Raw genomic sequence first — 25,179 nt, forward strand, 5'->3', positions numbered from 1 at the left:
ACGTGCGCCGCTCCGCTGCCGAGAGGTTCGCGAGCAAGCTCGCTCCTACAAGAGCATGCCCCGGCGCGGTGGGAAATCATTGCGGACGGAGTCCTCCTACGGGAGCAACGTGCCCAGCTAATATCACCCTTGTCGATCATTACTATCGCCTAAAATAAACTCATATCGTTTTTAACCGATATATAGTTCGTCTCAACGCGATATACCGATGTGCCCATGACTGAACAAAACCCTCTCGATCTCGACGAAATCTTCAAGGCCCTGGCCCACCCGGTGCGGCGCGACATGCTGCACTGGCTCAAGGACCCGGAGAAATTCTTCGTCGAGCAGGAGCACCAATCCTTCGAGATCGGCGTCTGCGCCGGCAAGTTCGACCAGCGCACCGGTCTGTCGCAATCCACCGTCTCCGCGCATCTGGCCACCCTCCAGCGTGCGGGCCTGGTGACCAGTCGAAAAGTCGGCCAGTGGAACTTCTTCAAACGCAACGAAGAAACCATCCAGGCCTTTGTTCGCCACCTGAGCGAAGCGCTGTAACCGGCTACTGCCAGCCAAGACACATCCCACTTTTCCAGGAGCAGGCGCATGCCCACTTCGCTTCTCGTCCTCGCTTTGTCCGCGTTTGCCATCGGTACCACGGAATTCGTGATCATGGGCCTCTTGCCCGAGGTCGCGGGCGACCTCTCCGTGAGCATTCCCGCCGCTGGCTGGCTGGTCAGCGGCTATGCCTTCAGCGTTGCCATCGGCGCGCCGATCATGGCCCTGCTCACCGCCCGCCTGCCGCGCAAGACCGCGCTGCTGATGCTCATGGGCATCTTCATCCTCGGCAACCTGCTCTGTGCGGTGGCCGCCAACTACGGCCTGCTGATGCTGGCGCGGATCATCACCGCCCTGTGTCACGGCGCCTTCTTCGGCATCGGTTCGGTGGTCGCCGCCAGCCTGGTGCCGGCCAACCGCAAGGCGTCCGCCGTGGCGCTGATGTTCACCGGTCTGACCCTGGCCAACGTGCTCGGCGTACCCGCCGGCACCGCGCTGGGGCAGATCGCCGGCTGGCGTTCGCCGTTCTGGGCGGTGACCTTGATCGGCGTGTTCGCGCTGATCGGCCTGTGGAGCGTGCTGCCGAAGAAGCACGATGAAGAAGCGGTGGACATGCGCAAGGAAGTCGCCGCGCTGCGCAACGGCCCGCTGTGGCTGGCGCTGGGCACCACCGTGCTGTTCTCCGCTGCGGTCTTCGCCCTGTTCACCTACGTCGCACCGCTGCTGGGCGAAGTCACCCAGGTCTCGCCGCGCGGCATCACCTGGAGCCTGGTGCTGATCGGCCTCGGCCTGACCCTGGGCAACATCCTCGGCGGCCGCCTCGCCGACTGGCGCCTGGGCACCACCCTGGCCGGCGTGTTCGCCGTCATGGCCGTCGTCTCCACCCTGCTCAGCTGGACCAGCGCCTCGCTGATCCCGGCCGAGATCACCCTGTTCATCTGGGCCGCCGCCGCCTTCGCCGCGGTGCCCGCCCTGCAGGTCAACGTGGTGCGCGTCGGCGGCGCCGCGCCGAACCTCGTCGCCACCCTGAACATCGGCGCCTTCAACGTCGGCAACGCCATCGGCGCCTGGGTCGGCGGCAGCGTCATCGACCACGGCCTGGGCCTGACCCGCGTGCCGCTGGCCGGCGCCGTGCTCTCCGTGCTGGCGCTGATCGCGGTGATGATCGCCTTCAGCGGCAAGCCCAACCAGACGCAACCCGTCCTCGATTGAACCTCCACCCTCACGCCCCGGAGTAATGCAATGACCACGCTTTTCGATCCCATCGTCATCGGTGACCTGGAACTGCCCAACCGCATCATCATGGCCCCGCTGACCCGCTGCCGTGCCGACGAGGGCCGCGTGCCCAACGCGCTGATGGCCGAGTATTACACCCAGCGCGCCGACGCCGGCCTGATCATCAGCGAGGCCACCTCGGTGACCCCGATGGGCGTGGGCTATCCGGACACCCCCGGCATCTGGTCGGACGACCAGGTGCGTGGCTGGAGCAACATCACCAAGGCCGTACATGCCAATGGCGGTCGTATCTTCCTGCAACTGTGGCACGTGGGCCGCATCTCCGACCCGCTGTACCTGAACGGTGAAACCCCGGTGGCGCCGAGTGCGCTCAAACCGGCCGGCCATGTCAGCCTGGTGCGCCCGCTCAAGGAATTCGTCACCCCGCGCGCCCTGGAAACCGAAGAGATCGCCGACATCGTCGAGGCCTATCATCAGGGTGCCGAGAACGCCAAGGCCGCCGGTTTCGACGGCGTGGAAATCCACGGCGCCAACGGCTACCTGCTCGACCAGTTCCTGCAGAGCAGCACCAACCAGCGCACCGACCAGTACGGCGGCTCCATCGAGAACCGCGCGCGCCTGTTGCTGGAAGTCACCGACGCCGCCATCGAAGTATGGGGTGCCGGACGCGTCGGCGTGCACCTGTCGCCGCGCATGGACATCCACGACATGGGCGACGCCGACCCGCTGGCCACCTTCGGCTACGTGGCCCGCGAACTGGGCAAGCGTGGCGTGGCGTTCATCTGCACCCGCGAGAAGGCCGCCGACGACAGCATCGGCCCGAAACTGAAGGAAATCTTCGGCGGCGTGTACATCGCCAACGAGAGCTTCACCCAGGAAACCGCCACCCAGTGGCTGGAGCGCGGCAAGGCGGATGCAGTCGCCTTCGGCGTTCCCTTCATCGCCAATCCGGACCTGGTGACCCGCCTGGAAAAAGGCGTCGCCTGGAACGAGCCGCACCCGGAGACCTTCTACGCCAGGGGCCCGGTCGGCTACCTGGACTACCCGCGCCTGTAAGGGCTGGGGCCGAGCGCCAACGAAAGGACGCCGTCAATCGAAGGCGTCCTTTCGTTTTCCAGAGGCACACGTCCCATCTGTAGGAGCGAGCTTGCTCGCGAACCTCTCGGAGTCGGAGCAAGGCCTGTTCGCGAGCAAGCTCGCTCCTACGAAAAGCCGCTGGGCTCGATACCGGAGCAGCTCCAGGGCGCATGCAGCGATACCCATCAATCCGTGACATCGACAGCGTGGGTATCGCCCAGGCTCCACCCATCCTGCGATCCGGGCTCAGCTGGTGATCCAGCGCAAGGGCGTGGTGCCGTTGCGACCAGCCAACCGATATCCCGGCGTCGCACACCGCGTCGCTTCCGCGCACCCCTTGCAACTCCCGCAGGCCGCCGGTTCGGGCGCGACCTTCTCCACCACGCCCATCGCCAGCAGCCGCTCCAGCAGCGCTTCGAGCAGCGCCTTCGACGCCCCGAGGCGTTGTGCCAGGGTCGGCACATCCGCCTCGCCCATCTCGCCGAGCAGGTTGCGCACCGCGATTGCCGTAGCCATCAGTGGCAGCTCCCCGCCGGCGCCGCGCGCAGCTCGCGCTCGCCATCCAGGTCCAGCCCGCGACGACCGACCCAGCGCAGGAGCAGGAACAGCACCAGGTTGAACGCCAGCACCACGCCGATGGCCACCGCGCTGTACCGCGGATGCTCGGCGAAGCTGAAGACCTGGTAGCAGAGGGTCGCCAGCGAATACGCCACGTTCAGGCCCCAGAACACCGCGAAGGTCATCCAGCCTCGACCGCTCTCGCGGGTCAGCGCACCGAGGGTCGCCACGCAGGGCACGTAGAGCAGCACGAACACCAGGTAGCTGTAGGCGGCCAGCGGACTGCCAAACTTGGCGGCGAAGGTACCCATCGAGCCTTCCTCCATCTCGCCATCGGCCATGCTCGCGGCGACCGGGTTGGCCAGCACGCTGAGGCTGAAGGAATCGCGCAGGCCGTCGAGGGTGTCCTGCCCGGCCTGTTTCAGTTGGCCCCAGAGGTCGTAGCCGTCGGCATCGAAGGCTTCGCCCTGGATGTGCTCGGCGGTGTACAGGGTGTTCAGGGTGCCCACCACCACTTCCTTGGCCAGCGCGCCGGTGACCAGGCCGACGGTGGCCTGCCAGTTGTCCGGGTGCACGCCCATCGGCGCCAGCAGCGGCGTGACCTTGTGGCTGAGGCTGGACAGCGCCGAGTCGGCGATGTCGCCCTGCACCGGACGACCGTCGAGCGTGACGCTGTTGAGGCCGCCGATCACCAGGCTGACCAGGATGATCACGGTCCCCGCGCGAACCACGAAGGCGCGCAGGCGCATCCAGGTCTGCAGCAGCAGGCTGCGCAGGTGCGGCACGTGGTACAGCGGCAGTTCCATGACGAAGGGCGAGGCCTCGCCGCGCATCAGCGTGTGCTTCAGCAGCAGGCCGGTGAGCACCGCCACGACTATGCCCAGCAGGTACAGCGAGAAGATCGCCAGCGCGCCGTTCTGGCCGAAGAAGGCCGCGGCGAACACGGCGAAGATCGCCAGCCGCGCACCGCAGGACATGAACGGCGCCATCATCGAGGTCATCAGGCGCTCGCGCGGGTTGTCCAGGGTGCGGGTGCCCATGATCGACGGCACGTTGCAGCCGAAGCCGACGATCAGCGGCACGAAGGACTTGCCCGGCAGGCCGAGGGCCTGCATCAGGCGGTCCATGACGAAGGCGGCGCGGGCCATGTAGCCGGAGTCTTCGAGCAGCGCGAGGAACAGGTACATCAGGCCGATCTGCGGGATCAGCGGCAGCACCGCGTTGATCCCGCCGCCCAGGCCCTGGGCCAGCAGCGCGGTCAGCCAGTCCGGCGCACCGCTGCGGGCGCCCAGCCACTGGATGCCGTCGATGAAGAGTGCCGAGGAGCCCTGGTCGAAGATCGGCTGCAACGCGCCGCCCAGAGTGATCGCGAAGAAGAACATCAGGTACATCACCAGGAGGAACACCGGGATGCCCAGCCAGCGGTTCAGCGCAATGCGGTCGAGCACCTGGGTCAGGCGGTGCGGCGTGGCCTCGCGGTGGTTGCTGGCACGCTCGCAGAGTTCGCCGATCAGCCGGTAGCGCGCGTCCACCAGCAGCAGCTCCGGGTCTTCGCCGCAGGCGCAGCGGATCGCATCGCGGGCGGCCAGCAGGCGCTGCGGGTCGAGCTTGAGCTGACGAGCGCTGTGCAGGTCGCCCTCCAGCGCCAGCAGCGCCATCCAGGCCTGGGCCGGCGGCGCGTCGGCGGGCAGCAGTTGGGTGACGGCGTCGCGCAGCGAGGCGGGATACGGCACCTGCAGCGGTTGCTGGGTGCCCAGGCCATCGATGGCCTCCTTCAGCGCGTCGATGCCTTCGCCACGGGTCGAGACCAGTGGCACCACCGGGCAACCCAGCTCCCGCGCCAACGCCTCGCGGTCGATGTTCAGACCCTGGGTGCGGGCGATGTCGAGCATGTTCAGCGCGACCACGCAGGGCAGCCCCATTTCGCGCAACTGCACGGTGAGGTAGAGGTTGCGTTCCAGGTTGGTGGCGTCCACCACGTTGACCAGCACGTCCACCTCGCCATCGACGATGCAACGCCGGGCGATCTGCTCGTCCAGCGAGGCCTGGGTCGACAGCGTGGTCAGCGAGTAGGTGCCGGGCAGGTCCACCAGGCGCACGTTGTGGCTCGCGGTGCGGAAGCTGCCCTCCTTGCGCTCCACGGTGACGCCAGCCCAGTTACCGACCCGCTGGCGGGCGCCGGTAAGCTGGTTGAACAGGGTGGTCTTGCCCGCGTTGGGATTGCCGATCAGGCCGATGCGCAGTTCGTCCATGACGGTTCAGTCCTGCGGGGTCAGTTGGAGGAAGGCCAGGTCGCGGCGACGCAGCACCAGGCTGCACTGGCGGGTATCCACCTGCACCGGATCGCCCAGCGGCGCCACGCGGCGCACCTGCAATTCGGCTCCCGGCAGCAGCCCCATCGAAAAGAGCCGCTGGCGGAAGGCGGCACCGATCCCGGGCCGGTAACCGGCGATGCGGTACCGGCGTTGCGCTTGAAGATCGTGCATGGGAAGCCTCCGGGCGAATGATCCAAACAGAAGAGAATCGGAATGACTCTCATTTGTTAGCGATTATTCGCCTCGAAACCGACCCTGAAACTGATTCAAGACAAGAATTGCCGTCAGTACCCCCAAAGAGGGATGGCCAAGAAAAAGCCCCCGGTCCTTTCGGAGCGGGGGCTTTCCCTGCGGCGGATCAGCGGGCGCTGAGCTGCTGCTGGAGGTTCTGCACCTGCTGCTGCAGGGTATTGATGTTGCGCATCACCTGGATGCGGAAGACATCGAACTCCTTGGTGTCGCCCTGGCGGCCGTCCACCTCGGAGCGCAGCACCAGCAGGTCGTCCTGAATGCTCTTGATCGCCTGGCTCTGGTTACCCTGCTTCTTCAGGTTGGCGATCTCGGTGTTCAGCCCCTGGATCTGCTGGTTGGCGGCGGCGAGGTCAGCCTGCACGTTCTTGAACCTGGCCTGCTCGTCGGCAATCGCCTTGAGCTTGCCGTCAAGTTGCGCCATCAGCAGCGCGGCGCTGTCCTGCTGGGACTTGAGGTCGGCGCTGACCTGCGCCAGGCGCTTGCCCTGCGCGCCATCGAACTCCGACAGGGACGTCTGCTGCGCCTTGGCCTGCTCGGCCAGGCGGCCCTGCAATTGCTTGACCTGCAGCTTCAGCGCCTCGCGGTCGCTGGTACCGCTGGATTCGTTGGCGACGAACTTGCCACGGATATCGTCGAGGCGACCGGCGGCTTCCTCGCTGATCTTGGCGAAGCTCTCCTGGGTGGCGATCAGTTGCTGCTCCATCAGCAACAGTTGCTGGTGGCTCCACCAGGCCACGCCGCCCAGGGCGATGGCCATTGCCGCGACCAGCGCCCACAGCGGCCCGGTGCTGCCGCCGCGCTTCACCGGCTGGGGCAGCGGACGGCCGCTGGGCTCGACCACGCGACGCGGGTGATGACCGAACTCGTCGCGGTCGGAAGCATCGGTAGAAAGGCTGGGCACATCATCAAATTCGTCGAACGTGTCGTTACGCATGGAGTGAACCTGTGGGGATAAAGCGGCGTGTTGCCTGCGCAAGGCGCAGTATATCCGTTCAAGCGAAGGCGTGAGCAGCGTGCCATCACGGAGCGCGACGCACCTCGTCGGCGCACAGAAGACCCCGCCACGAGCGGTGCAGTTCCCCCGCGCCCCGCGCCGGCCAGCCTTGCGACATCGTGGCACGGCGCTTGCTCCGCCACAGGCACGTGGCGCCCTGTTGGCGCCCATCGCGGGGAGGACCTCGGGTGATCGAGTTCAACAAGGCCATCCTGGATTGCATGCGCGAACTGCGCCGCCGTCTGCGTGAAGAACAGGCACTGGATATCCAGTACCAGCAGAGCGACGCCATCGAGCGCATGCTGCGTGCCTGCGCCGACTCAGCGTGCGAAGAAACGCGCCAGCTGGGCGAACGCCTGAGCGAGCTGAGCGGCGTAAAGCTGCCCCGCGTGGGGCAGGAGCCGAGCTTCCTGCCAATGCAGGGCAGTGGCGACCGGCACTACTCCGGACCGCTGCGTGGCGGTGCCCGCCCCTCGCGCTGACGCCTCTCTTGTAGGAGCGAGCTTGCTCGCGAACAACCCGAACTTCGGTGCCGTGCGGTTCGCGAGCAAGCTCGCTCCTACACGGAAAGTCCTGCGCCAAGAACTGCTCTCGCAGCGGGATAACAGATGGCGCAGGAGCGCTACGCCCCGCGCAACCGCCACCAGTCGCAGAACTCATCCAGCGCATCCCACAGGCTCGCCTGCGGGTCGTAGTCGAGGTACCGGCGGGCGCGGGAGATGTCCAGGGAGAAATCCTTGGCCATCACCGCCATCCCCAGGCGGTGCAGGGTCGGCTCCGGGCGTCCCGGCAGCACCGTGCACACGCCCTCGTTGAGCAGCGCCAGGGTGTAAGCCAGGGGATAAGGCGTGTGTTGCGTCACCGGCGGCAGGTCCAGCCGGCGCAGCACGTAGTTCACCACATCCCACAGCGGCAGCGGCTGGCCGTTGCTGATGTTGTAGGCCTGGCCGAGCGCCGCATCGTCCGCCGTCAGGCTGGCGAGCAGCGCGTCGTTGAGGTTCTGGATGCTGGTGAAGTCCACCTTGTTCAGCCCCTGGCCGATGATCCGCAGGCGCCCCTTGCGGTGCGCGGCGATCATCCGCGGGAAGATGCTGGTGTCGCCAGCGCCGGTAACGAAGCGCGGACGCAGCGCCAGCACCTCCAGGCCGAACTCCTGGGCGCCGAGGGCGACCCGCTCGGACTGGTATTTGGTCGAACCGTAGTGGTTGGCGAAGCGCTTGGGCACCTGCTGCTCGGTGATGCCGACATGGGGCCGGCCATCGAAATAGATCGACGGCGACGACAGATGCACCAGCCGGCGCACCTTCTGTTTGAGGCAGGCCTCGACCACCGACTCGGTCATGCTCACGTTGGCCTGGTGAAAGTACTCGTGGCTGCCCCACACGCCCACCGCGCCGGCGCAATGCACCACGGCATCGACATTGCTGCACAACGCGCGCACCAGCGCCGGATCGGCGAGGTCGCCCGCCATGAACTCGGCGCCGCGCGCCGCCAGCGGTTGCAACGCTTCGGCGCGCCGTCCGTTCACCCGCACCGCCAGCCCCTGCTCCAGGGCGAAACGGGCAAAGCGCCCGCCAACGAACCCGCTGGCTCCGGTGATCAGAATCTTCATGCACGCCACTCCTGTTCTTCCAGTGCGGCGACTCTAGCAGCCGTCGCACCGCGCCACTCTGGCCTTGCACGCCAGAAACGAGTCCTTGCAGACCGCACGGCGGCGCCAGGGTTGCACAACGTATGATCGGTGACAGGCCGGTGAGCGAAGGAACTACGCTCTAGGGATTGGATTTCAACGAGAGCACAGCATGAGCACGTCCCACTGGATGATCTACGGCGCCAACGGCTACACCGGCCGGCTGGTGGCCGAACAGGCGCAACGCGAGGGCCTGACGCCGCTCCTGGGCGGGCGCAATCCGGCCAGCCTGCATGCCCTGGGCAGCGCGCTGGGCCTCGAATGCCGCGTCTTCGACCTGAACGACAGCGCCGCCGCCCAGGCCGCGCTGGCGGATGTCGCGGTGGTCGCCAACTGCGCCGGCCCCTTCTCCGCCACCGCCGCGCCGATGATCGAGGCGTGCATCGCCAGCGGCACGCACTACGTGGACATCACCGGCGAGATCTCTGTCTTCGAATACGCCCACGGCCTCGATGAGGTCGCCCGCACGGCCGGCATCGCGCTGTGTCCCGGCGTGGGCTTCGACGTGATCCCCACCGATTGCGTCGCCGCCTGCTTGAAGGAAGCCATGCCGGAAGCGACGCACCTGGCCCTGGGCTTCGACAGCGGCAGCGGGCTGTCGCCGGGCACCGCCAAGACCACCGTGGAAGCCCTCAAGCTCGGCGGCAAGGTGCGCGAGGCCGGACGCCTGCGCGACGTGCCGCTGGGCTACAAGCGCCGCGACATCGACTTCGGCCGTGGCCTCAAGCATGCCGTGACCATCCCCTGGGGCGACGTGGCGACCGCCTATTACTCCACCGGCATCAGCGACATCGAGGTCTACCTGCCGGTACCGCCCGCCGCCGCCGTCGGCATGCGTCTGATCGACAGGCTGCGCCCTCTGCTGGGCCGCGAGCGGGTGCAGGAATGGCTCAAGGAACAGGTGGACAGGCGTGTCCACGGCCCCGACGAACTGGCCCGCAGCAAGCTGCGTACCTGGGTCTGGGGCGAAGTTCGCAACGCCCGTGGCGAGCGCCGCACCGCGCGGCTGGAAACCGCCAACGGCTACGACGTGACCCTTCACGGCGTGCTGTTCGCCGTGCGCCACCTGCTCGCCCAGCCCGAGTCCGCCGGCTACTTCACGCCATCGAAGCTGTTCGGCCCGCGCTGCATCGAGCAACTGCCGGGCAGCGGCAAGGTCGTCATTCGGGGCTGATCGGCACCAGCAGCCCCGGCGCGCGCCGGCGCAGGTGCCCGGTCAGGGCGGTGAGCAGTTCGCCGCCGTTGCGCCAGTGGTGCCAGTAGAGCGGCACGTCGATCACCTGCCCCGGCAGCATTTCCACCAGTTCGCCGCGCTCCAGTTCGGCCGCCACCTGCTGCTCGGGGACCAGGCCCCAGCCGAGGCCGCCGCTGGTCATGCGCACGAAGCCTTCGGACGACGGGCACAGGTGGTAGCTGAAGTGGCCGTCGAGGCCGAGGCTCTTCAGGTAACGGTGCTGCAACTGATCGTCCGGGCCGTAGACGATGGCCGGCGCACGCATCAACCCTTGCGGCGTGACACCCCGTGGAAAGTGCCGCGCGATGAATTCCGGGCTGGCCAACCCGCGATAGCGCATGGCGCCCAGCGGCTCGCAACGCCCCCCGGCCACCGGACGCGGGCTGGCGCAGACGCAACCGGCCACCTCGCCGGCGCGCATGCGCTTGAGGCCGACTTCCTGGTCTTCGACCACCAGGTCCAGCAGCACATGGCGCTCGCCGCAGAAGTCCCCCACCACCTTCGCCCACCAGGTCGCCAGGCTGTCGGCGTTCAGCGCCAGGCGCAGGCGCTCGGGCGCCGCGCCGTCGTCCAGCGCCGGCACCCATTGCTGCAGGTCGCCCTCCAGCAGGCGCACCTGCTGCACATGGTTGAGCAGGCGCCGGCCCAGTTCGGTCGGCTGCGGCCGCGCCGAGCGCACCAGCACCGGCTGGCCGACGCGCGCTTCGAGCAGTTTGATGCGCTGGGAAATCGCCGACTGCGACAGCCCCAGCACCTGGGCGCCGCGCTCGAAACCGCCCTGCTCCACCACGGCGGCCAGGGCGGCGAGCAGCTTGTAGTCGAACATGATCAGTTTTCCTAATGAGATATCAGCAACATTGGTTTTTCTTATACCGCCACACTCCCCACAATCGCCAGCAAATCCCCTCTTCGATGGACCTCCCCAATGGCTGGCGAAACCTCCCTGGCCGCGTTGCTGCGCGGCATGACCCCGGTACTCAACGATGGCGAGTACGTGTTCTGCACCCTGCCCGACGGCCAATGGCCCGCCGGCGTGCAGCCACTGGGCAGCTTCCGCGAGCGCGAAGGGCTGACGCTGATCCTGCCGCGCGCCGAGGCCGAAGAGGCCGGACTGGTCTTCGACTACGTCGCCGCCTGGCTGACCCTGGAAGTACATTCGGCGCTGCAGGCGGTCGGCCTTACCGCCGCCGTGGCGACCGCCCTGGCGAAAGCCGGGATCAGTTGCAACGTGGTCGCCGCCTGGTACCACGACCACCTGTTCGTCGCCCACGCCGACGGCCCGCGCGCGCTGGACGTGCTGCGCGCCCGCGCCGCCAATCCCTCCGCTGTCGATAAGGAAGAGGTCTGAGCCATGTGGCAGAGCTACCTGAACGGCCTGCTGGTCGCCGCCGGCCTGATCATCGCCATCGGCGCGCAGAACGCCTTCGTCCTCGCCCAGAGCCTGCGCCGCGAACACCACCTGTCGGTGGCGGCACTGTGCGTGCTGTGCGACGCCATCCTGGTCAGCGCCGGAGTGTTCGGCCTGGCCAAGATCCTCGCCGAGAACCCCACGCTGCTGGCCATCGCCCGCTGGGGCGGGGTGACCTTCCTGCTCTGGTACGGGCTCAAGGCGCTGCGCCGGGCGATCGCCCCGGAAGCGATGGCCGATGCCGGGGATACGGGCCCGCGCTCGCGCCGTACCGTGCTGATGGCGGCGCTGGCGGTGACCTTGCTCAACCCGCACGTCTACCTCGACACCGTGCTGCTGATCGGCTCCCTCGGCGCCCAGCAGGCGGCGCCCGGCGCCTACGCGATGGGCGCGGCCAGCGCCTCGCTGCTATGGTTCTTCACCCTGGCCCTGGGCGCCGCCTGGCTCGCCCCCTGGCTGGCGCGGCCCACCACCTGGCGCCTGGTGGACCTGATGGTGGCGGTGATGATGCTGGGCATGGCGGCGCAACTGGTATTCGCCGGCTGAGCGCGCGCAACGGGAAAAACTCCGAACGACGATCCGTCATCCCGGTCAGTGCATAGTGAGGGGCGAACGCCAGAGCAGCACCGGTTGCACGGCCTTTGCCCCTACAGATGCTGCGTGGATATGCCACAGGTCGGGTGCTATGATCCGATCTTCGCGGCGCCGGCGGGCTCAAGCCTGCCGGACGCAACGGGTGCGCGGTCCTGTTCCTTCGCGGACGCATTGCCGCAACGCCCGTATGCCGCGACAAACACCGAACCGGCCCCGTGTACCGGTCGCGCGTTCGCCGCGCTAGCCCAGACTGAGTGAGATAGGAGAGAGAACATGGCTTTCGAATTGCCGCCGCTGCCTTACGCGAAGAATGCCCTTGAGCCGCACATTTCCGCGGAAACCCTGGAATACCACCACGACAAGCACCACAACACCTACGTCGTGAACCTGAACAACCTGGTCCCGGGCACCGAGTTCGAAGGCAAGAGCCTGGAAGACATCGTCAAGACCTCTTCGGGCGGCATCTTCAACAACGCAGCCCAGGTGTGGAACCACACCTTCTACTGGAACTGCCTGAGCCCCAACGGCGGTGGCCAGCCCACCGGCGCCCTGGCCGATGCCATCAACGCTGCCTTCGGTTCCTTCGACAAGTTCAAGGAAGAGTTCAGCAAGACCTCCATCGGCACCTTCGGCTCCGGCTGGGGTTGGCTGGTGAAGAAGGCCGACGGCTCCCTGGCCCTGGCCAGCACCATCGGCGCCGGCTGCCCGCTGACCAGCGGCGACACCCCGCTGCTGACCTGCGACGTGTGGGAACACGCCTACTACATCGACTACCGCAACCTGCGTCCGAAGTATGTAGAAGCGTTCTGGAACCTGGTGAACTGGGACTTCGTAGCGAAGAACTTCTCTGCCTGATCGCCCCCAGCGTGACCCTGGAAACCCGGCCCTGTGCCGGGTTTCTTCGTTCTGCACGCGCAAGACACGGGGGTCGGCTAACCTAGAAAGTCGGGGCTGTCAAAAATGCAACGATGGCCCTTTGACGCCATAGCTCCAATTGCCAATACTCAGACCAGTCTTTCGCCCCAGGCGATGAACAAGGAAAGCCCCTTGAAACTGGACCCCCGGCACAGCCTTTCCCTCAAGCTGCTGCGAATGGTGTTGCTCGCGGCCCTCGTGGTCGGGGTGGTACTGAGCTGTGCCCAGATCGTCTTCGATGCGTACAAGGCCCGGCAGGCGGTGCACAACGACGCCCAGCGCATCCTGGCGATGGTCCGCGACCCCTCCACCCAGGCGGTCTACAGCCTGGACCGCGACATGGCGATGCAGGTCCTCGAAGGCCTGTTCCAGCATGAAGCCGTGCGCTACGCCGCCATCGGCCATCCCGACGAGCCCATGCTGGCGGAGAAGTCCCGCCCGCTGCTGGACTCCTCCACCCGCTGGCTGACCGACCCGATCCTGGGCGCCGAGCAGAACTACGCCATCCGCCTGGCCAGCCGCGGCGGTTCCAACGAATACTACGGCGACCTGAAGATCACCCTGGACACCGCGCCCTACGGCGAGGATTTCGTCACCACCTCGGGGATCATCTTCCTTTCCGGCATCCTCCGCGCCCTGGCCATGAGCCTGGTGCTGTTCATGGTCTACCACTGGCTGCTGACCAAACCGCTGTCGAAGATCATCGAGCACCTGGCCTCGATCAACCCGGACCGCCCCAGCCAGCACAAGCTGCCGATGCTCCAGGGCCACGAGAAGGACGAGCTGGGCCTGTGGGTCAACACCGCCAACCAGTTGCTCGCCTCCATCGAGCGCAACGGCCACCTGCGCCGCGAGGCCGAAGACAGCCTGCTGCGCATCTCCCAATACGACTTTCTCACCGGCCTGCCCAATCGCAAGCTGCTGCAGCAGCGCCTGGACCAGATCCTCGAAGACGCCTCGCGCCTGCAACGCCGCGTCGCCGTACTGTGCTTGGGCCTGGATGACTTCAAGGGCATCAACGAACAGTACAGCTACCAGTTCGGCGACCAGTTGCTGATCGCCCTCGCCGACCGCCTGCGCACCCGCAGCGCGCACCTGGGCGCCCTGGCGCGGCTGGGGGGCGACCAGTTCGCCCTGGTCCAGGCCGACATCGAGCAGCCCTACGAAGCCGCCGAACTGGCGCAGCAGATCCTCGACGACCTGGAAGCGCCCTTCGAGCTGGACCAGCACCTGGTGCACCTGCGCGCCACCATCGGCATCACGCTGTTCCCCGAGGACGGCGAAACCACCGAGAAGCTGCTGCAGAAAGCCGAGCAGACCATGACCCTGGCCAAGAGCCGCTCGCGCAACCGCTACCAGTTCTACATCGCCAGCGTCGACAGCGAGATGCGCCGCCGCCGCGAGCTGGAAAAGGACCTGCGCGAAGCCCTGGCGCGCAGCGAACTGCATCTGGTCTATCAGCCGCAGGTGGATTACCGCGATCACCGCGTGATCGGCGTCGAGGCACTGCTGCGCTGGCAGCACCCGACCCAGGGCTGGGTCGCGCCGGACCTGTTCATTCCGTTGGCGGAGCAGAACGGCAGCATCTTCAGCATCGGCGAGTGGGTGCTCGACCAGTCCTGCCGGCAACTGCGCGACTGGCACGACCAGGGTTTCGACGACCTGCGCCTGGCGGTCAACCTGTCCACCGTGCAGCTGCGCCACAATGCCCTGCCACGGGTGGTCAGCAACCTGTTGCAGATGCACCGCCTGCCGCCGCGCTCGCTGGAGCTGGAAATCACCGAGACCGGTCTGATGGAGGACATCTCCACCGCCGCCCAGCACCTGCTCAGCCTGCGCCGCGCCGGCGCCCTGATCGCCATCGACGACTTCGGCACCGGCTACTCGTCGCTGAGCTATCTCAAGAGCCTGCCGCTGGACAAGATCAAGATCGACAAGAGCTTCGTCCAGGACCTGCTGCTGGACGACGACGACGCCACCATCGTTCGCGCCATCATCCAGCTCGGCAAGAGCCTGGGCATGCAAGTGATCGCCGAGGGCGTGGAGACGGTCGAACAGGAGGCCTACATCATCGCCCAGGGTTGCCACGAGGGTCAGGGCTATCTCTACAGCAAGCCGCTGCCGGCGCGCGAGCTGACCCTCTACCTCAAGCAGGCCCGGCGCCTGGCCGAAGCCGCCGGCGGCGGCTCCGGCGGCTCGGTCGAGCGCCACTGACGCCACCCCGTTCGCTTATCCCCAGTCGATCGACGCCCCAGCGTCGGCGCCATGCCCTGCAGGAGCGAGCTTGCTCGCGAACCGCCCAGACGCCGGAACCACCGGGAAACACGGTTCGCGAGCAAGCTCGCTCCTACGAAAAGCAAACACCCCGCGGCCAAGGCGACGCTCACCGCCCTGCTGGCGACGTGCTGGCCCCATGACGAAAAGCTCCCTCGAACCAGCTCTTTTCAAAAATGAAAATCTTTCGCATTATGTTGCGGTTTTACTTTCGCACGCCTATTTCGCGCGCCTCCTACACACCAAAGGAATCCGTCATGACACGTATGCCCTGGGCCACTGCCAGCCTGCTGGCCATCGCCATCTCCCTCGCCGGCTGTGGCGATGACAAGAAAGCCGAAGCCCCCGCGAACCAGGCCGCCACCCCGGCAGCCAGTGCCCAGAGCAACGCCCCCGCGGCCGCCAAGGTCGACGAAGCCGCAGTCAAGGCCGTAGTGAAGAACTATGCCGACATCGCCGAAGCCACCTTCGGCGATGCCCTGACCACCGCCAAGACCCTGCAGGCCGCCGTCGACGCGCTGATCGCCAAGCCCAGCGAAGAAACCCTGAAGGCCGCCCGCGAAGCCTGGCTCGCCGCGCGCAAGCCCTACTCGCAGAGTGAAGGCTTCCGCTTCGGCAACGCCGTGGTCGACGACTGGGAAGGCGCGGTCAACGCCTGGCCGCTGGACGAAGGCCTGATCGACTACGTCGCCAAGGACTACCAGCACGCCGAAGGCAACGCCGGCGCCACCGCCAACATCGTCGCCAACACCGAGATCCAGGTCGGCGAAGACAAGATCGACGTGAAGGAAATCACCGGCGAGAAGCTGCTGAGCCTGAACGAGCTGGGCGGCTCCGAGGCCAACGTCGCCACCGGTTACCACGCCATCGAGTTCCTGCTCTGGGGCCAGGACCTGAACGGCACCCAGCCGGGCCCGGGCGACCGCAAGTACACCGACTACGTCCAGGGCAAGGACTGCAGCAATGGTCACTGCGACCGTCGCGCCGCCTACCTGAAGGCCGTCACCGACCTGCTGGTCGCGCAGATGGAAGAGATGGTCGGCAACTGGAAAGCCGGCGTGGCCGACAACTACCGCGCCAAGCTGGAAGCCGACAGCGCCGACAACAACCTGCGCAAGATGTTCTTCGGCCTGGGCAGCCTGTCCCTGGGCGAACTGGCCGGCGAGCGCATGAAAGTCGCCCTGGAAGCCAACTCCACCGAAGACGAGCACGACTGCTTCAGCGACGACACCCACCACACCCTGTTCTTCGATGCCAAGGGCATCCGCAACATCTACACCGGCGAGTACAAGCGTGTGGACGGCAGCGTCGTGAAGGGCCCAAGCCTGTCCGACCTGGTGGCCAAGGCCAACGCCCAGGCCGACAGCGACGTGAAGGCCGACCTGGAAGCCACCGAGGCCAAGATGCAGGCCATCGTCGACCGTGCCGAGAAGGACGGCGTGCACTTCGACCAGATGATCGCCCCGGACGCCAAGGACGATCAGCAGAAGATCCGCGACGCCATCGCCTCGCTGGTCAAGCAGACCGGCGCCATCGAGAAGGCCGCGGCCGCCGTTGGCGTGCAGGACCTGAAGCCGGACACCGCCGATCACCAGTTCTGATCCGCACAGGTCGGCGCTGCGGCTCCACGCCGCAGCGCCGGTCCGGCCCCGACAGAGCCCCGCCATGCGGGGCTTTGTCGTTTTCGCGGGTGAAAGGGGTCGATTCTCAAATACAAATTTTTCATATTTGCATTTGACGCCCCTGATAAGATGGCGCGCTGCCATTTCACGTTCTGGAACTGAAGTCGATGCTCCACCGTCGCGCCGCCCTGCTCGTACCGCTGCTTTCCGTCCTCGCCCTTGCCGCATGCAAGCCGGAGACCTCCCGGCATGCCGTGGCCGAGCCGGGCGAAGCGCTTTCCGGCGGCGCCGCCACGGTCGGCCAGAGTGATCGCAATGCCTACTCCATGCCCTCGGCCAACCTCACGCCGAGTCGCCGCCTGGACTTCAGCGTGGGCAACAGCTTCTTCCGCAACCCCTGGGTGATCGCCCCGTCCACCACCACCGCGCGTGACGGCCTGGGCCCGCTGTTCAACACCAACGCCTGCCAGAACTGCCACATCAAGGACGGTCGCGGCCACCCGCCGGAGCCCAATGACGTCAACGCCGTCTCCATGCTGGTGCGCCTGTCGATCCCGGCCGGACCGGAAGATGCGCGCACCCTCAAGCGCCTCGGCGTGGTGCCCGAGCCGGTGTACGGAGGCCAGTTGCAGGATTCGGCGATCCCCGGCGTGGCGCCCGAAGGCAAGGTGCGGGTGGACTACCAGCCGGTGCCGGTGACCTTCAAGGACGGCACCGTGGTCGAGCTGCGCAAGCCGACCCTGCGCATCAGCAACCTCGGCTACGGCCCGATGCAGACCAACACCCTGTTCTCCGCACGCATCGCCCCGCCGATGATCGGCCTGGGCCTGCTGGAATCCATTCGCGAGGAGGACATCCTCGCCAACGCCGACCCGGACGACGGCAACGGAGACGGAATCCGTGGCCACGCCAACCAGGTCTGGGACGATGCGCGCAATCAAACCGCGCTCGGCCGCTTCGGCTGGAAGGCCGGGCAGCCCAACGTCGCCCAGCAGAATGCCCACGCCTTCTCCGGTGACATGGGTCTGACCAGCGACCTGATCCCCACCGATGACTGCACCGAGGCCCAGGTCGACTGCCGCAACGCCCTCGATGGCGGCAAGCCGGAAGTCAGCCAGCGCATCTTCGACCAGGTCGCCTTCTACGCCCGCAACCTCGCGGTGCCGGCACGGCGCAAGGTCGACGACCCGCAGGTGCTGACCGGCAAGGGGCTGTTCTTCGACAGCGGCTGCAGCAGTTGCCACACCCCGAAATTCACCACCGGGCCCAACGCCGCCGAGCCGGAGCTGGCCAACCAGGTCATCCGTCCCTACAGCGATTTGCTGCTGCATGACATGGGCGACGGTCTCGCGGACAATCGCCCGGAATTTCTTGCCAGCGGGCGCGACTGGCGCACGCCGCCGCTGTGGGGCATCGGCCTGACCGAAACGGTCAACGGCCACACCCAGTTCCTCCACGACGGCCGCGCCCGCAACCTGCTCGAAGCCGTGCTCTGGCACGGCGGCGAAGCCGAAGCGGCCAAGCAGCGCGTACTGACTTTCGACGCCGGGCAGCGCGATGCCCTGCTGGCGTTCCTGAACTCACTCTAAGGAGCCGAGCCGAACATGTTCCGCCCCCGTCTACTGATCACCAGCCTCGCCATCGCCCTGGGCGCCTGCGCGCCCACCGACCCGCAGGCCACCACCAGCGCCACGCTGGCCCAGCAGGTGATCCTGCCGACCTACAGCCGCTGGGTGGACGCCGACCGCGCCCTGGCCGCCAGCGCCCTGGCCTACTGCCAGGGCAACGAGGACCTGGCCAAGGCCCGCGCCGACTTCATGGCCGCGCAGAAGGCCTGGGCCGAGCTGCAGCCGCTGCTGGTCGGCCCGCTGGCCGAGGGCAACCGCGCCTGGCAGGTGCAGTTCTGGCCGGACAAGAAGAACCTCGTGGCGCGCCAGGTCGAGCAACTGCTCAACAGCGGCAACGCGATTTCTCCGGCGACCCTGGATAAGTCCAGCGTCGTGGTCCAGGGTCTGACCGCCTACGAATACATCCTCTACGACGCCAGGATCGACCTGGCCAACGCCGAGACCAAGGCGCGCTACTGCCCGCTGCTGGAAGCCATCGGCAACCACCAGCAGGCCCTGGCGGAGAACATCCTGGCGCAGTGGAAGCAGGACGGCGGCATGCTCGCCCAGCTCTCCAAGTTCCCCAACGAGCGCTACGCCGACGCCCACGAAGCCATCGCCGAACTGCTGCGTGTGCAGGTCACCGCGCTGGACATGCTGAAAAAGAAACTCGGCACCCCGCTGGGCCGCCAGAGCAAGGGCATCCCGCAGCCGTTCCAGGCCGAGGGCTGGCGCAGCGATGCCTCCCTGGCGAGCCTCGACGCCAGCCTGACCGGCGCCCAGGCGCTGTGGAACGGCACCGACAACAAGGGCCTGCGCGTCCTGCTGCCGGCCGAGCAGAAAGACCTGGCGGGCAAGATCGACGCGGCCTACGCCGATACCCACGGCAAGCTGAAGGCCATCGACCGGCCGCTGAGCGAACTGCTCAAGGACAACGCCGGCCTCAAGCAACTGAACGAGTTGTACGACAGCCTCAACGTCGTCCACCGCCTGCATGAAGGCGATCTGGCGAAAGCTCTCGGTGTGCAGCTGGGCTTCAACGCCAACGACGGCGACTGATCGAGAACCAACGAGGTGAACGCCATGTTGCGACGTCACGTGATCGGCCTGGGCGGCCTGCTGCTCGGCGCCCTGACCTTCGGCGGCTGGACGCTGTCGCGCAAGGGCAGGGAGCCCCTGCTGCTGTCCGCCCGCGACGACGCGGATGGCAAGCACTACGCGGTGGGCTACCGCCTGGATGGCAGCCGCGTGTTCGCCACGCAAGTGGGCCTGCGCTGCCACGACATCGTCCAGCACCCCAGCCTGCCGCTGGCGCTGTTCGTCGCCCGCCGGCCGGGCCGGCAGAGTTACCTGATCGACCTGGACGATGGCCGCCTGCTGCAGACCCTCGACTCGCAGGCCGACCGCCACTTCTACGGCCACGGCGTCTGGCACAAGGACGGCGAGTGGCTCTACGCCACCGAGAACGACACCGCCGATCCGGGGCGCGGCATGCTCGGCGTGTACCGTTTCGACGGCGAACGCCTCGCGCATGCCGGCGAAGTCTCGACCCACGGCCTCGGCCCGCACCAGGTGTCGTGGATGCCCGACGGCGAGACCCTGGTGGTCGCCAACGGCGGCATCCGCACCGAAGCCGAAAGCCGCGTGGAGATGAACCTCGACGCGATGGAACCGAGCCTGGTGCTGATGCGTCGCGACGGCAGCCTGATCTCCAAGGAAACCCTGCCCCAGCAGATGAACAGCGTGCGCCACCTGGCCATCGCCGCGGACGGCACCATCGTCGCCGGCCAGCAGTACATGGGCGATGCCCACGACCACGCCGACCTGCTCGCCATCAAGCGTCCCGGCGAAGCCTTCCAGCCCTTCCCGCTGGCCGACGGGCAGCGTCTGGCGATGACCCAGTACACCGCCAGCGTCGCCATCCACAGCGACCTGCGCCTGGTGGCACTGACCGCGCCGCGCGGCAACCGTTTCTTCATCTGGGACCTGGACACGGGCGCCGTGCGCCTGGACGCGCCACTGCCCGATTGCGCCGGGGTCGGCGCAGTGAAGGACGGTTTCGTCGTCACCTCCGGGCAAGGCCGCTGCCGCGTCTACGACTGCCGCAGCGAACGCATCGCCGGCACTCCGCTGGAACTGCCGCCGGCATTCTGGGACAACCACCTGCACCTGACCTGAACGCCCGCTCCGAACGATCGCCACGCATCGGCCCGCGCCGAGGAAGGCCCGTCCGGCGAGTTCGCCGACATTCTCCACACGCTCAGCGCCTGACGTTTCAGCCACACGGATGTGGCCCCCTTCTTCGCGACGCACCGTTTCGGCGCAGTACTTCGCCGGTAAATCGACATCGACGGGAAGCGTCTTGTAATGACGGACCTTTGACTCCCCGGGAAACTAGGAATAAGGTGCCGGATTGCGCCCCGCAACGGGGCGTCCCCCGTATCGGCTTCAGAGCCTGATCGACACCCCGCGAAACGGAAGGCCGTCCGGCTGCCCCTGGACGAGCGCATCGCGGCGGATTGCTGCCAGGCACGTACCAAGGAACAGGAAGATGTTGCGCCGCATGCTGATCATGCTGGGCGTGGTTGCCGTCATCATTGCGGTGCTCGCCGGCTCGAAGTACCTCTCCATCCAGAAACAGATCGCCCTGTTCTCGGCTCCGCGGCCACCGGTCAGCGTCACCGCGACCGACGCCGTGCAGCGTGACTGGCAAAGCCGCCTGCCGGCCATCGGCACCCTGCGCGCCATCCAGGGTGTGACGGTCACCGCCGAAGTCTCGGGCATCGTGCGCAGCATCCAGTTCATCTCCGGCGACAAGGTGAAGCAGGACCAGCCCATCCTGCAGATGGATGACGACGTCGAGCAGGCCACCCTGCGCAGCGCCGAGGCGGACCTCGGCCTGGCCCAGGTGGAGTACAACCGTGGCCGCAACCTGATCGACCGCCAGGCCATTTCCAGGAGCGACTACGACCGTCTCGCGGCCCAGCTGAACCGCTCCACCGCCACCGTGGCACAGCTGCGCGCGGCGCTGGCGAAGAAGCGCATCCTCGCGCCCTTCGACGGCACCGCCGGCATCCGCCGGGTGGACGTGGGCGACTACGTCTCGCCGGGCACCGAGATCGTCACCCTGCAGGACCTTTCCACCTTGCTGGTCGACTTCTTCCTGCCGGAACAGGACTTCCCCCTGCTCAAGACCGGCCAGGCCGTCAGCGTGAGGGTCGCGGCCTACCCCGGACAGCGTTTCGAGGCGCGCATCGAGGCGATCAGCCCACGGGTGGACAACGAGACCCGCAACCTGCTGGTCCGCGCCAGCATGGGCAACCCCGACGGCAAGCTGCTGCCGGGCATGTTCGCCAACCTGGAAGTGCAGCTGCCCGACAGCGCGCCGCGCATCGTGGTCCCGGAAACCGCCGTGGCCTTCACCCTCTACGGCAACTCGGTGTACGTGGTCGGCCCGCAGAAGGACAAGGACGGCATGGTGCAGACCAACGACAAGGGCGAACCGGCCCTGGCCGTGGAGCGCCGCTTCGTCAAGACCGGCGAGCGCCGCGAAGGCAGCGTGGTGATCGTCGAGGGCCTGAAGGCCGGCGAGCGGGTCGTCACCTCCGGCCAGCTCAAGCTCGACAGCGGCACGCCGGTGGCGATCGTTCCGGACGCACAGTAAGAGACAGCAGTGCCCTCGCCTCCGGCGAGGGCAACGAGAGTCAACGGATTTCGCGAGCCAGAGCCACACGGCATGGCCGACGCGCAGCCAATCCGACCAGGAAGGATTGAGAGCATGTTCACCGATCCCTTTATCCGTCGCCCGGTGTTGGCGACCGTGGTCAGCCTGCTGATCGTCCTGCTCGGCATGCAGGCCTTCAGCAAGCTGGTGATCCGCGAATACCCGCAGATGGAAAACGCGCTGATCACCGTCACCACCTTCTACGCCGGGGCCAACGCCGAGACCATCCAGGGCTACATCACCCAGCCGCTGCAGCAGAGCCTGGCCAGCGCCGAAGGCATCGACTACATGACCTCGGTGAGCCGGCAGAACTACTCGGTGATCTCGATCTACGCGCACATCGGCGCCAACACCGACCGCCTGGTGACCGAGCTGCTGTCGAAGATCGGCGAGGTGAAGACCCAGTTGCCGCCCGACGCCGAAGACCCGGTGCTGGACAAGGAAGCCGCCGACGCCTCGGCGCTGATGTACATCAGCTTCTTCAGCGAGCAGATGAACAACCCGCAGATCACCGACTACCTGTCGCGCGTGGTACAGCCCAAGCTGGCCACCCTGCCGGGCATCGCCGAGGCCGAGATCCTCGGCAACCAGGTCTTCGCCATGCGCCTGTGGCTGAACCCGGTGAAGATGGCCGCCTATGGCATCACCGCAGGGGACATCGACAACGCGGTGCGCCAGTACAACTTCCTCTCCGCCGCCGGCGAGGTGAAGGGCGAGCTGGTGGTCACCTCGGTGAACGCCTCCACCGACCTGAAATCCCCGGAAGCCTTCGCCGCCATCCCGCTCAAGACCGAGGGCGACCGCCGCGTGCTGATGAGCGACGTGGCGCGCATCGAACTGGGCGCGGCGAGCTACGACGCGGTCAGCTCGTTCAACGGAATCCCCTCGGTGTACATCGGCATCAAGGGCACGCCCAGCTCCAACCCGCTGGACGTGATCAAGGAAGTCCGCGCCAAGATGCCCGAGCTGGAAGAGCAACTGCCGCCGGGCCTGCAGGTATCCATCGCCTACGACGCCACGCGCTTCATCCAGGCGTCCATCGACGAGGTAGTGAAGACCCTGGGCGAGGCGATCCTGATCGTCATCGTGGTGGTCTTCCTGTTCCTCGGCGCGCTGCGCTCGGTGATCATCCCGGTGGTGACCATCCCGCTGTCGATGATCGGCGTGCTGTTCTTCATGCAGATGATGGGCTACTCGATCAACCTGCTGACCCTGCTGGCGATGGTGCTCGCCATCGGCCTGGTGGTGGACGACGCCATCGTGGTGGTGGAGAACATCCACCGCCACATCGAGGAGGGCAAGACGCCGTTCCAGGGCGCCATCGAGGGCGCGCGGGAAATCGCCGTGCCGGTGGTGACCATGACCATCACCCTGGCCGCCGTGTACGCGCCCATCGGCTTCCTCAGCGGCCTCACCGGCGCGCTGTTCAAGGAGTTCGCCTTCACCCTGGCCGGTGCGGTGATCATCTCCGGCATCGTAGCCCTGACGCTGTCGCCGATGATGTGCTCGCGCCTGCTGCGCCACGACGAGAACCCCAGCGGCCTGGCCCATCGCCTGGACCTGATCTTCGAGGGCCTGAAGGTGCGCTACCAGCGCGCCCTGCACGGCACCCTGAACAGCCGTCCGGTGGTGATTGTCTTCGCCGCGCTGGTGCTGGCGATCATCCCGCTGCTGATGATGTTCACCCACAAGGAACTGGCCCCGGAGGAAGACCAGGGCATCGTCTTCATCATGGCCAACGCGCCGCAGACCGCGAACCTGGACTACCTATCCAAGTACACCGCCGAGTTCGAGGACATTTTCCGCAAGTTCCCCGAGTACTATTCGGCGTTCCAGATCAACGGCTACAACGGCGTGCAGACCGGTATCGGCGGCATGCTGCTCAAGCCCTGGGACGAGCGCGAGCGCAGCCAGATGGAGCTGCTCTCGGCGGTACAGGCAGAACTGGACAAGATCCCCGGCCTGCAGATCTTCGGCTTCAACCTTCCGTCGCTGCCGGGCACCGGCGAGGGCCTGCCGTTCCAGTTCGTGATCAACACCGCCAGCGACTACCAGTCGCTGCTGCAGGTGGTCGAGCGGGTGAAGAAACGCGCCGAGGAATCGGGCAAGTTCGCCTTCCTCGACCTCGACCTGGCGTTCGACAAGCCGGAACTGGTGGTCGACATCGACCGTGCCAAGGCCGCGCAGATGGACGTCACCATGCAGGACCTGGGCGTCTCCCTGGGCGCGCTGCTGGGCGAGGGCGAGATCAACCGCTTCACCATCGACGGGCGCAGCTACAAGGTGATCGCCCAGGTCGAGCGCGCCTACCGCGACAATCCGGGCTGGCTGAGCAACTACTACGTGAAGAGCCGGGGCGGCCAGCTGATCTCGCTGTCCACCCTGGTGACCTTCCACGAGCGCGCGCGGCCGCGCCAGCTCAACCAGTTCCAGCAGCTCAACTCGGCGATCATCTCCGGCGTGCCGATGGTCAGCATGGGCGAGGCCATCGACACGGTGCGCGGCATCGCCGAGCAGGAATCGCCGCGCGGCTTCTCCTTCGACTACGCCGGCGCCTCGCGGCAATTCGTGCAGGAAGGCAGCGCGCTGATGATCACCTTCGCCCTCGCGCTGGCGGTGATCTTCCTGGTGCTGGCGGCGCAGTTCGAGAGCTTCCGCGATCCGCTGGTGATCATGGTCACCGTGCCGCTGTCGATCTGCGGCGCGCTGATCCCGCTGTTCCTCGGCCTGTCGAGCCTGAACATCTATACCCAGGTGGGCCTGGTGACGCTGATCGGCCTGATCAGCAAGCACGGCATCCTCATCGTCGAGTTCGCCAACCAGCTGCGCCACGAGCGCGGGTTGTCGGTGCGCGAGGCGGTGGAGGAAGCCGCGGCGATCCGCCTGCGCCCGGTGCTGATGACCACCGCCGCGATGGTGCTGGGGGTAATCCCGCTGCTGCTCGCCACCGGCGCCGGCGCGGTGAGCCGCTTCGACATCGGAATCGTGATCGCCACCGGCATGAGCGTGGGCACGCTGTTCACCCTGTTCGTGCTGCCGTGCGTGTACACGCTGCTGGCCAAGCCGGACCCGAAGCCCGTCGGAGACAACGCCCCGGCCTCGGCGCACTGAACGAAAAAGCCCCGCTGATGCGGGGCTCCTTTCT

21 protein-coding genes are annotated in these 25,179 nt (G+C 66.9%); 15 read left to right on the forward strand and 6 right to left on the reverse strand.

What is annotated here, in order from left to right; all coding sequences use genetic code 11:
* The first annotated feature begins 216 nt into the window (after positions 1 to 216).
* From H681_RS20500 to H681_RS20510, 3 genes are read left to right on the forward strand one after another with little or no spacing between them, the layout of a single operon-like run.
* A complete protein-coding gene (locus H681_RS20500) occupies positions 217 to 534 on the forward strand; it encodes an ArsR/SmtB family transcription factor (RefSeq protein ID WP_015478810.1) in 318 nt (105 codons plus the stop codon).
* 48 nt (positions 535 to 582) lie between these two features.
* Complete coding sequence (locus H681_RS20505) at positions 583 to 1,746, forward strand: MFS transporter (protein ID WP_015478811.1); 1,164 nt, start codon at positions 583 to 585, stop codon at positions 1,744 to 1,746.
* Between the two features lie 30 nt (positions 1,747 to 1,776).
* Entirely contained in the window at positions 1,777 to 2,826 is a 1,050-nt protein-coding gene (locus tag H681_RS20510; protein WP_015478812.1) for an alkene reductase, read from the forward strand.
* Between the two features lie 267 nt (positions 2,827 to 3,093).
* Here H681_RS20510 and H681_RS20515 read toward each other — a convergent pair whose 3' ends face one another.
* The 4 genes from H681_RS20515 to H681_RS20530 form a co-directional block, all read right to left on the reverse strand.
* Positions 3,094 to 3,363 (reverse strand): FeoC-like transcriptional regulator, encoded by a 270-nt coding sequence (locus H681_RS20515; RefSeq protein WP_015478813.1) that lies wholly within the window; start codon positions 3,361 to 3,363, stop codon positions 3,094 to 3,096.
* Positions 3,363 to 5,657, reverse strand: a complete 2,295-nt coding sequence (feoB, locus tag H681_RS20520) for a Fe(2+) transporter permease subunit FeoB (RefSeq protein ID WP_015478814.1) — start codon at positions 5,655 to 5,657, stop codon at positions 3,363 to 3,365. The genes H681_RS20515 and feoB overlap by 1 nt, the downstream gene beginning before the upstream one ends.
* A gap of 6 nt (positions 5,658 to 5,663) precedes the next feature.
* Positions 5,664 to 5,891 carry a ferrous iron transporter A gene (gene feoA, locus H681_RS20525; protein ID WP_015478815.1) on the reverse strand — a complete coding sequence of 76 codons (228 nt, stop codon included), beginning with the start codon at positions 5,889 to 5,891 and terminating at the stop codon, positions 5,664 to 5,666.
* A 187-nt stretch (positions 5,892 to 6,078) separates the two neighbouring features.
* Complete coding sequence (locus H681_RS20530; RefSeq protein WP_015478816.1) at positions 6,079 to 6,906, reverse strand: hypothetical protein; 828 nt, start codon at positions 6,904 to 6,906, stop codon at positions 6,079 to 6,081.
* Between the two features lie 251 nt (positions 6,907 to 7,157).
* Here H681_RS20530 and H681_RS20535 point away from each other — a divergent pair, with 251 nt between their 5' ends.
* Entirely contained in the window at positions 7,158 to 7,448 is a 291-nt protein-coding gene (locus tag H681_RS20535) for a hypothetical protein (RefSeq protein WP_041712725.1), read from the forward strand.
* A 140-nt stretch (positions 7,449 to 7,588) separates the two neighbouring features.
* Here H681_RS20535 and H681_RS20540 read toward each other — a convergent pair whose 3' ends face one another.
* Entirely contained in the window at positions 7,589 to 8,578 is a 990-nt protein-coding gene (locus H681_RS20540; RefSeq protein ID WP_015478818.1) for an NAD-dependent epimerase/dehydratase family protein, read from the reverse strand.
* Between the two features lie 190 nt (positions 8,579 to 8,768).
* Between H681_RS20540 and H681_RS20545 the strand changes: the two genes are divergently transcribed.
* Positions 8,769 to 9,830 (forward strand): saccharopine dehydrogenase family protein, encoded by a 1,062-nt coding sequence (locus H681_RS20545; protein WP_015478819.1) that lies wholly within the window; start codon positions 8,769 to 8,771, stop codon positions 9,828 to 9,830.
* Here the strand turns inward: H681_RS20545 and H681_RS20550 are convergent.
* A complete protein-coding gene (locus H681_RS20550; protein ID WP_086009622.1) occupies positions 9,817 to 10,722 on the reverse strand; it encodes a LysR family transcriptional regulator ArgP in 906 nt (301 codons plus the stop codon). The genes H681_RS20545 and H681_RS20550 overlap by 14 nt on opposite strands.
* A 93-nt stretch (positions 10,723 to 10,815) precedes the next feature.
* Between H681_RS20550 and H681_RS20555 the strand changes: the two genes are divergently transcribed.
* The 10 genes from H681_RS20555 (at position 10,816) to H681_RS20600 (ending at position 25,145) form a co-directional block, all read left to right on the forward strand.
* The gene (locus H681_RS20555; protein WP_015478821.1) at positions 10,816 to 11,238 is read left to right on the forward strand and encodes an ACT domain-containing protein; all 423 of its coding nucleotides are present in this window, start codon (positions 10,816 to 10,818) and stop codon (positions 11,236 to 11,238) included.
* A 3-nt stretch (positions 11,239 to 11,241) separates the two neighbouring features.
* The gene (locus H681_RS20560; protein ID WP_015478822.1) at positions 11,242 to 11,844 is read left to right on the forward strand and encodes a LysE/ArgO family amino acid transporter; all 603 of its coding nucleotides are present in this window, start codon (positions 11,242 to 11,244) and stop codon (positions 11,842 to 11,844) included.
* Between the two features lie 321 nt (positions 11,845 to 12,165).
* Positions 12,166 to 12,747, forward strand: coding sequence for a superoxide dismutase [Fe] (gene sodB, locus H681_RS20565; protein ID WP_015478823.1), 582 nt, complete (start codon positions 12,166 to 12,168; stop codon positions 12,745 to 12,747).
* Between the two features lie 192 nt (positions 12,748 to 12,939).
* Entirely contained in the window at positions 12,940 to 15,021 is a 2,082-nt protein-coding gene (locus H681_RS20570) for a putative bifunctional diguanylate cyclase/phosphodiesterase (RefSeq protein WP_015478824.1), read from the forward strand.
* 317 nt (positions 15,022 to 15,338) lie between these two features.
* Positions 15,339 to 16,682 carry an imelysin family protein gene (locus H681_RS20575; protein ID WP_015478825.1) on the forward strand — a complete coding sequence of 448 codons (1,344 nt, stop codon included), beginning with the start codon at positions 15,339 to 15,341 and terminating at the stop codon, positions 16,680 to 16,682.
* Positions 16,683 to 16,870: 188 nt separating this feature from the next.
* Positions 16,871 to 18,292, forward strand: coding sequence for a di-heme oxidoreductase family protein (locus H681_RS20580; protein ID WP_015478826.1), 1,422 nt, complete (start codon positions 16,871 to 16,873; stop codon positions 18,290 to 18,292).
* Positions 18,293 to 18,307: 15 nt separating this feature from the next.
* Positions 18,308 to 19,369, forward strand: coding sequence for an imelysin family protein (locus H681_RS20585; protein ID WP_015478827.1), 1,062 nt, complete (start codon positions 18,308 to 18,310; stop codon positions 19,367 to 19,369).
* Positions 19,370 to 19,393: 24 nt separating this feature from the next.
* Positions 19,394 to 20,488 carry a DUF1513 domain-containing protein gene (locus H681_RS20590; RefSeq protein ID WP_015478828.1) on the forward strand — a complete coding sequence of 365 codons (1,095 nt, stop codon included), beginning with the start codon at positions 19,394 to 19,396 and terminating at the stop codon, positions 20,486 to 20,488.
* Between the two features lie 373 nt (positions 20,489 to 20,861).
* Positions 20,862 to 21,974, forward strand: a complete 1,113-nt coding sequence (locus H681_RS20595; RefSeq protein WP_015478829.1) for an efflux RND transporter periplasmic adaptor subunit — start codon at positions 20,862 to 20,864, stop codon at positions 21,972 to 21,974.
* A 114-nt stretch (positions 21,975 to 22,088) separates the two neighbouring features.
* On the forward strand, positions 22,089 to 25,145 hold the full coding sequence (locus H681_RS20600; RefSeq protein WP_015478830.1) for a multidrug efflux RND transporter permease subunit: 3,057 nt from the start codon (positions 22,089 to 22,091) through the stop codon (positions 25,143 to 25,145).
* Positions 25,146 to 25,179 lie beyond the last annotated feature (34 nt).

This window comes from Pseudomonas sp. ATCC 13867 (genome assembly GCF_000349845.1).
GTDB lineage: Bacteria > Pseudomonadota > Gammaproteobacteria > Pseudomonadales > Pseudomonadaceae > Pseudomonas.

Coding starts and splice junctions, on each gene's coding strand:
- H681_RS20500 (WP_015478810.1), top strand. CDS start 217: ATGACTGAACAAAACCCTCTCGATCTCGACGAAATCTTCAAGGCCCTG.
- H681_RS20505 (WP_015478811.1), top strand. CDS start 583: ATGCCCACTTCGCTTCTCGTCCTCGCTTTGTCCGCGTTTGCCATCGGT.
- H681_RS20510 (WP_015478812.1), top strand. CDS start 1,777: ATGACCACGCTTTTCGATCCCATCGTCATCGGTGACCTGGAACTGCCC.
- H681_RS20515 (WP_015478813.1), bottom strand. CDS start 3,363: ATGGCTACGGCAATCGCGGTGCGCAACCTGCTCGGCGAGATGGGCGAG.
- feoB (WP_015478814.1), bottom strand. CDS start 5,657: ATGGACGAACTGCGCATCGGCCTGATCGGCAATCCCAACGCGGGCAAG.
- feoA (WP_015478815.1), bottom strand. CDS start 5,891: ATGCACGATCTTCAAGCGCAACGCCGGTACCGCATCGCCGGTTACCGG.
- H681_RS20530 (WP_015478816.1), bottom strand. CDS start 6,906: ATGCGTAACGACACGTTCGACGAATTTGATGATGTGCCCAGCCTTTCT.
- H681_RS20540 (WP_015478818.1), bottom strand. CDS start 8,578: ATGAAGATTCTGATCACCGGAGCCAGCGGGTTCGTTGGCGGGCGCTTT.
- H681_RS20545 (WP_015478819.1), top strand. CDS start 8,769: ATGAGCACGTCCCACTGGATGATCTACGGCGCCAACGGCTACACCGGC.
- H681_RS20555 (WP_015478821.1), top strand. CDS start 10,816: ATGGCTGGCGAAACCTCCCTGGCCGCGTTGCTGCGCGGCATGACCCCG.
- H681_RS20560 (WP_015478822.1), top strand. CDS start 11,242: ATGTGGCAGAGCTACCTGAACGGCCTGCTGGTCGCCGCCGGCCTGATC.
- sodB (WP_015478823.1), top strand. CDS start 12,166: ATGGCTTTCGAATTGCCGCCGCTGCCTTACGCGAAGAATGCCCTTGAG.
- H681_RS20575 (WP_015478825.1), top strand. CDS start 15,339: ATGACACGTATGCCCTGGGCCACTGCCAGCCTGCTGGCCATCGCCATC.
- H681_RS20580 (WP_015478826.1), top strand. CDS start 16,871: ATGCTCCACCGTCGCGCCGCCCTGCTCGTACCGCTGCTTTCCGTCCTC.
- H681_RS20585 (WP_015478827.1), top strand. CDS start 18,308: ATGTTCCGCCCCCGTCTACTGATCACCAGCCTCGCCATCGCCCTGGGC.
- H681_RS20590 (WP_015478828.1), top strand. CDS start 19,394: ATGTTGCGACGTCACGTGATCGGCCTGGGCGGCCTGCTGCTCGGCGCC.
- H681_RS20595 (WP_015478829.1), top strand. CDS start 20,862: ATGTTGCGCCGCATGCTGATCATGCTGGGCGTGGTTGCCGTCATCATT.
- H681_RS20600 (WP_015478830.1), top strand. CDS start 22,089: ATGTTCACCGATCCCTTTATCCGTCGCCCGGTGTTGGCGACCGTGGTC.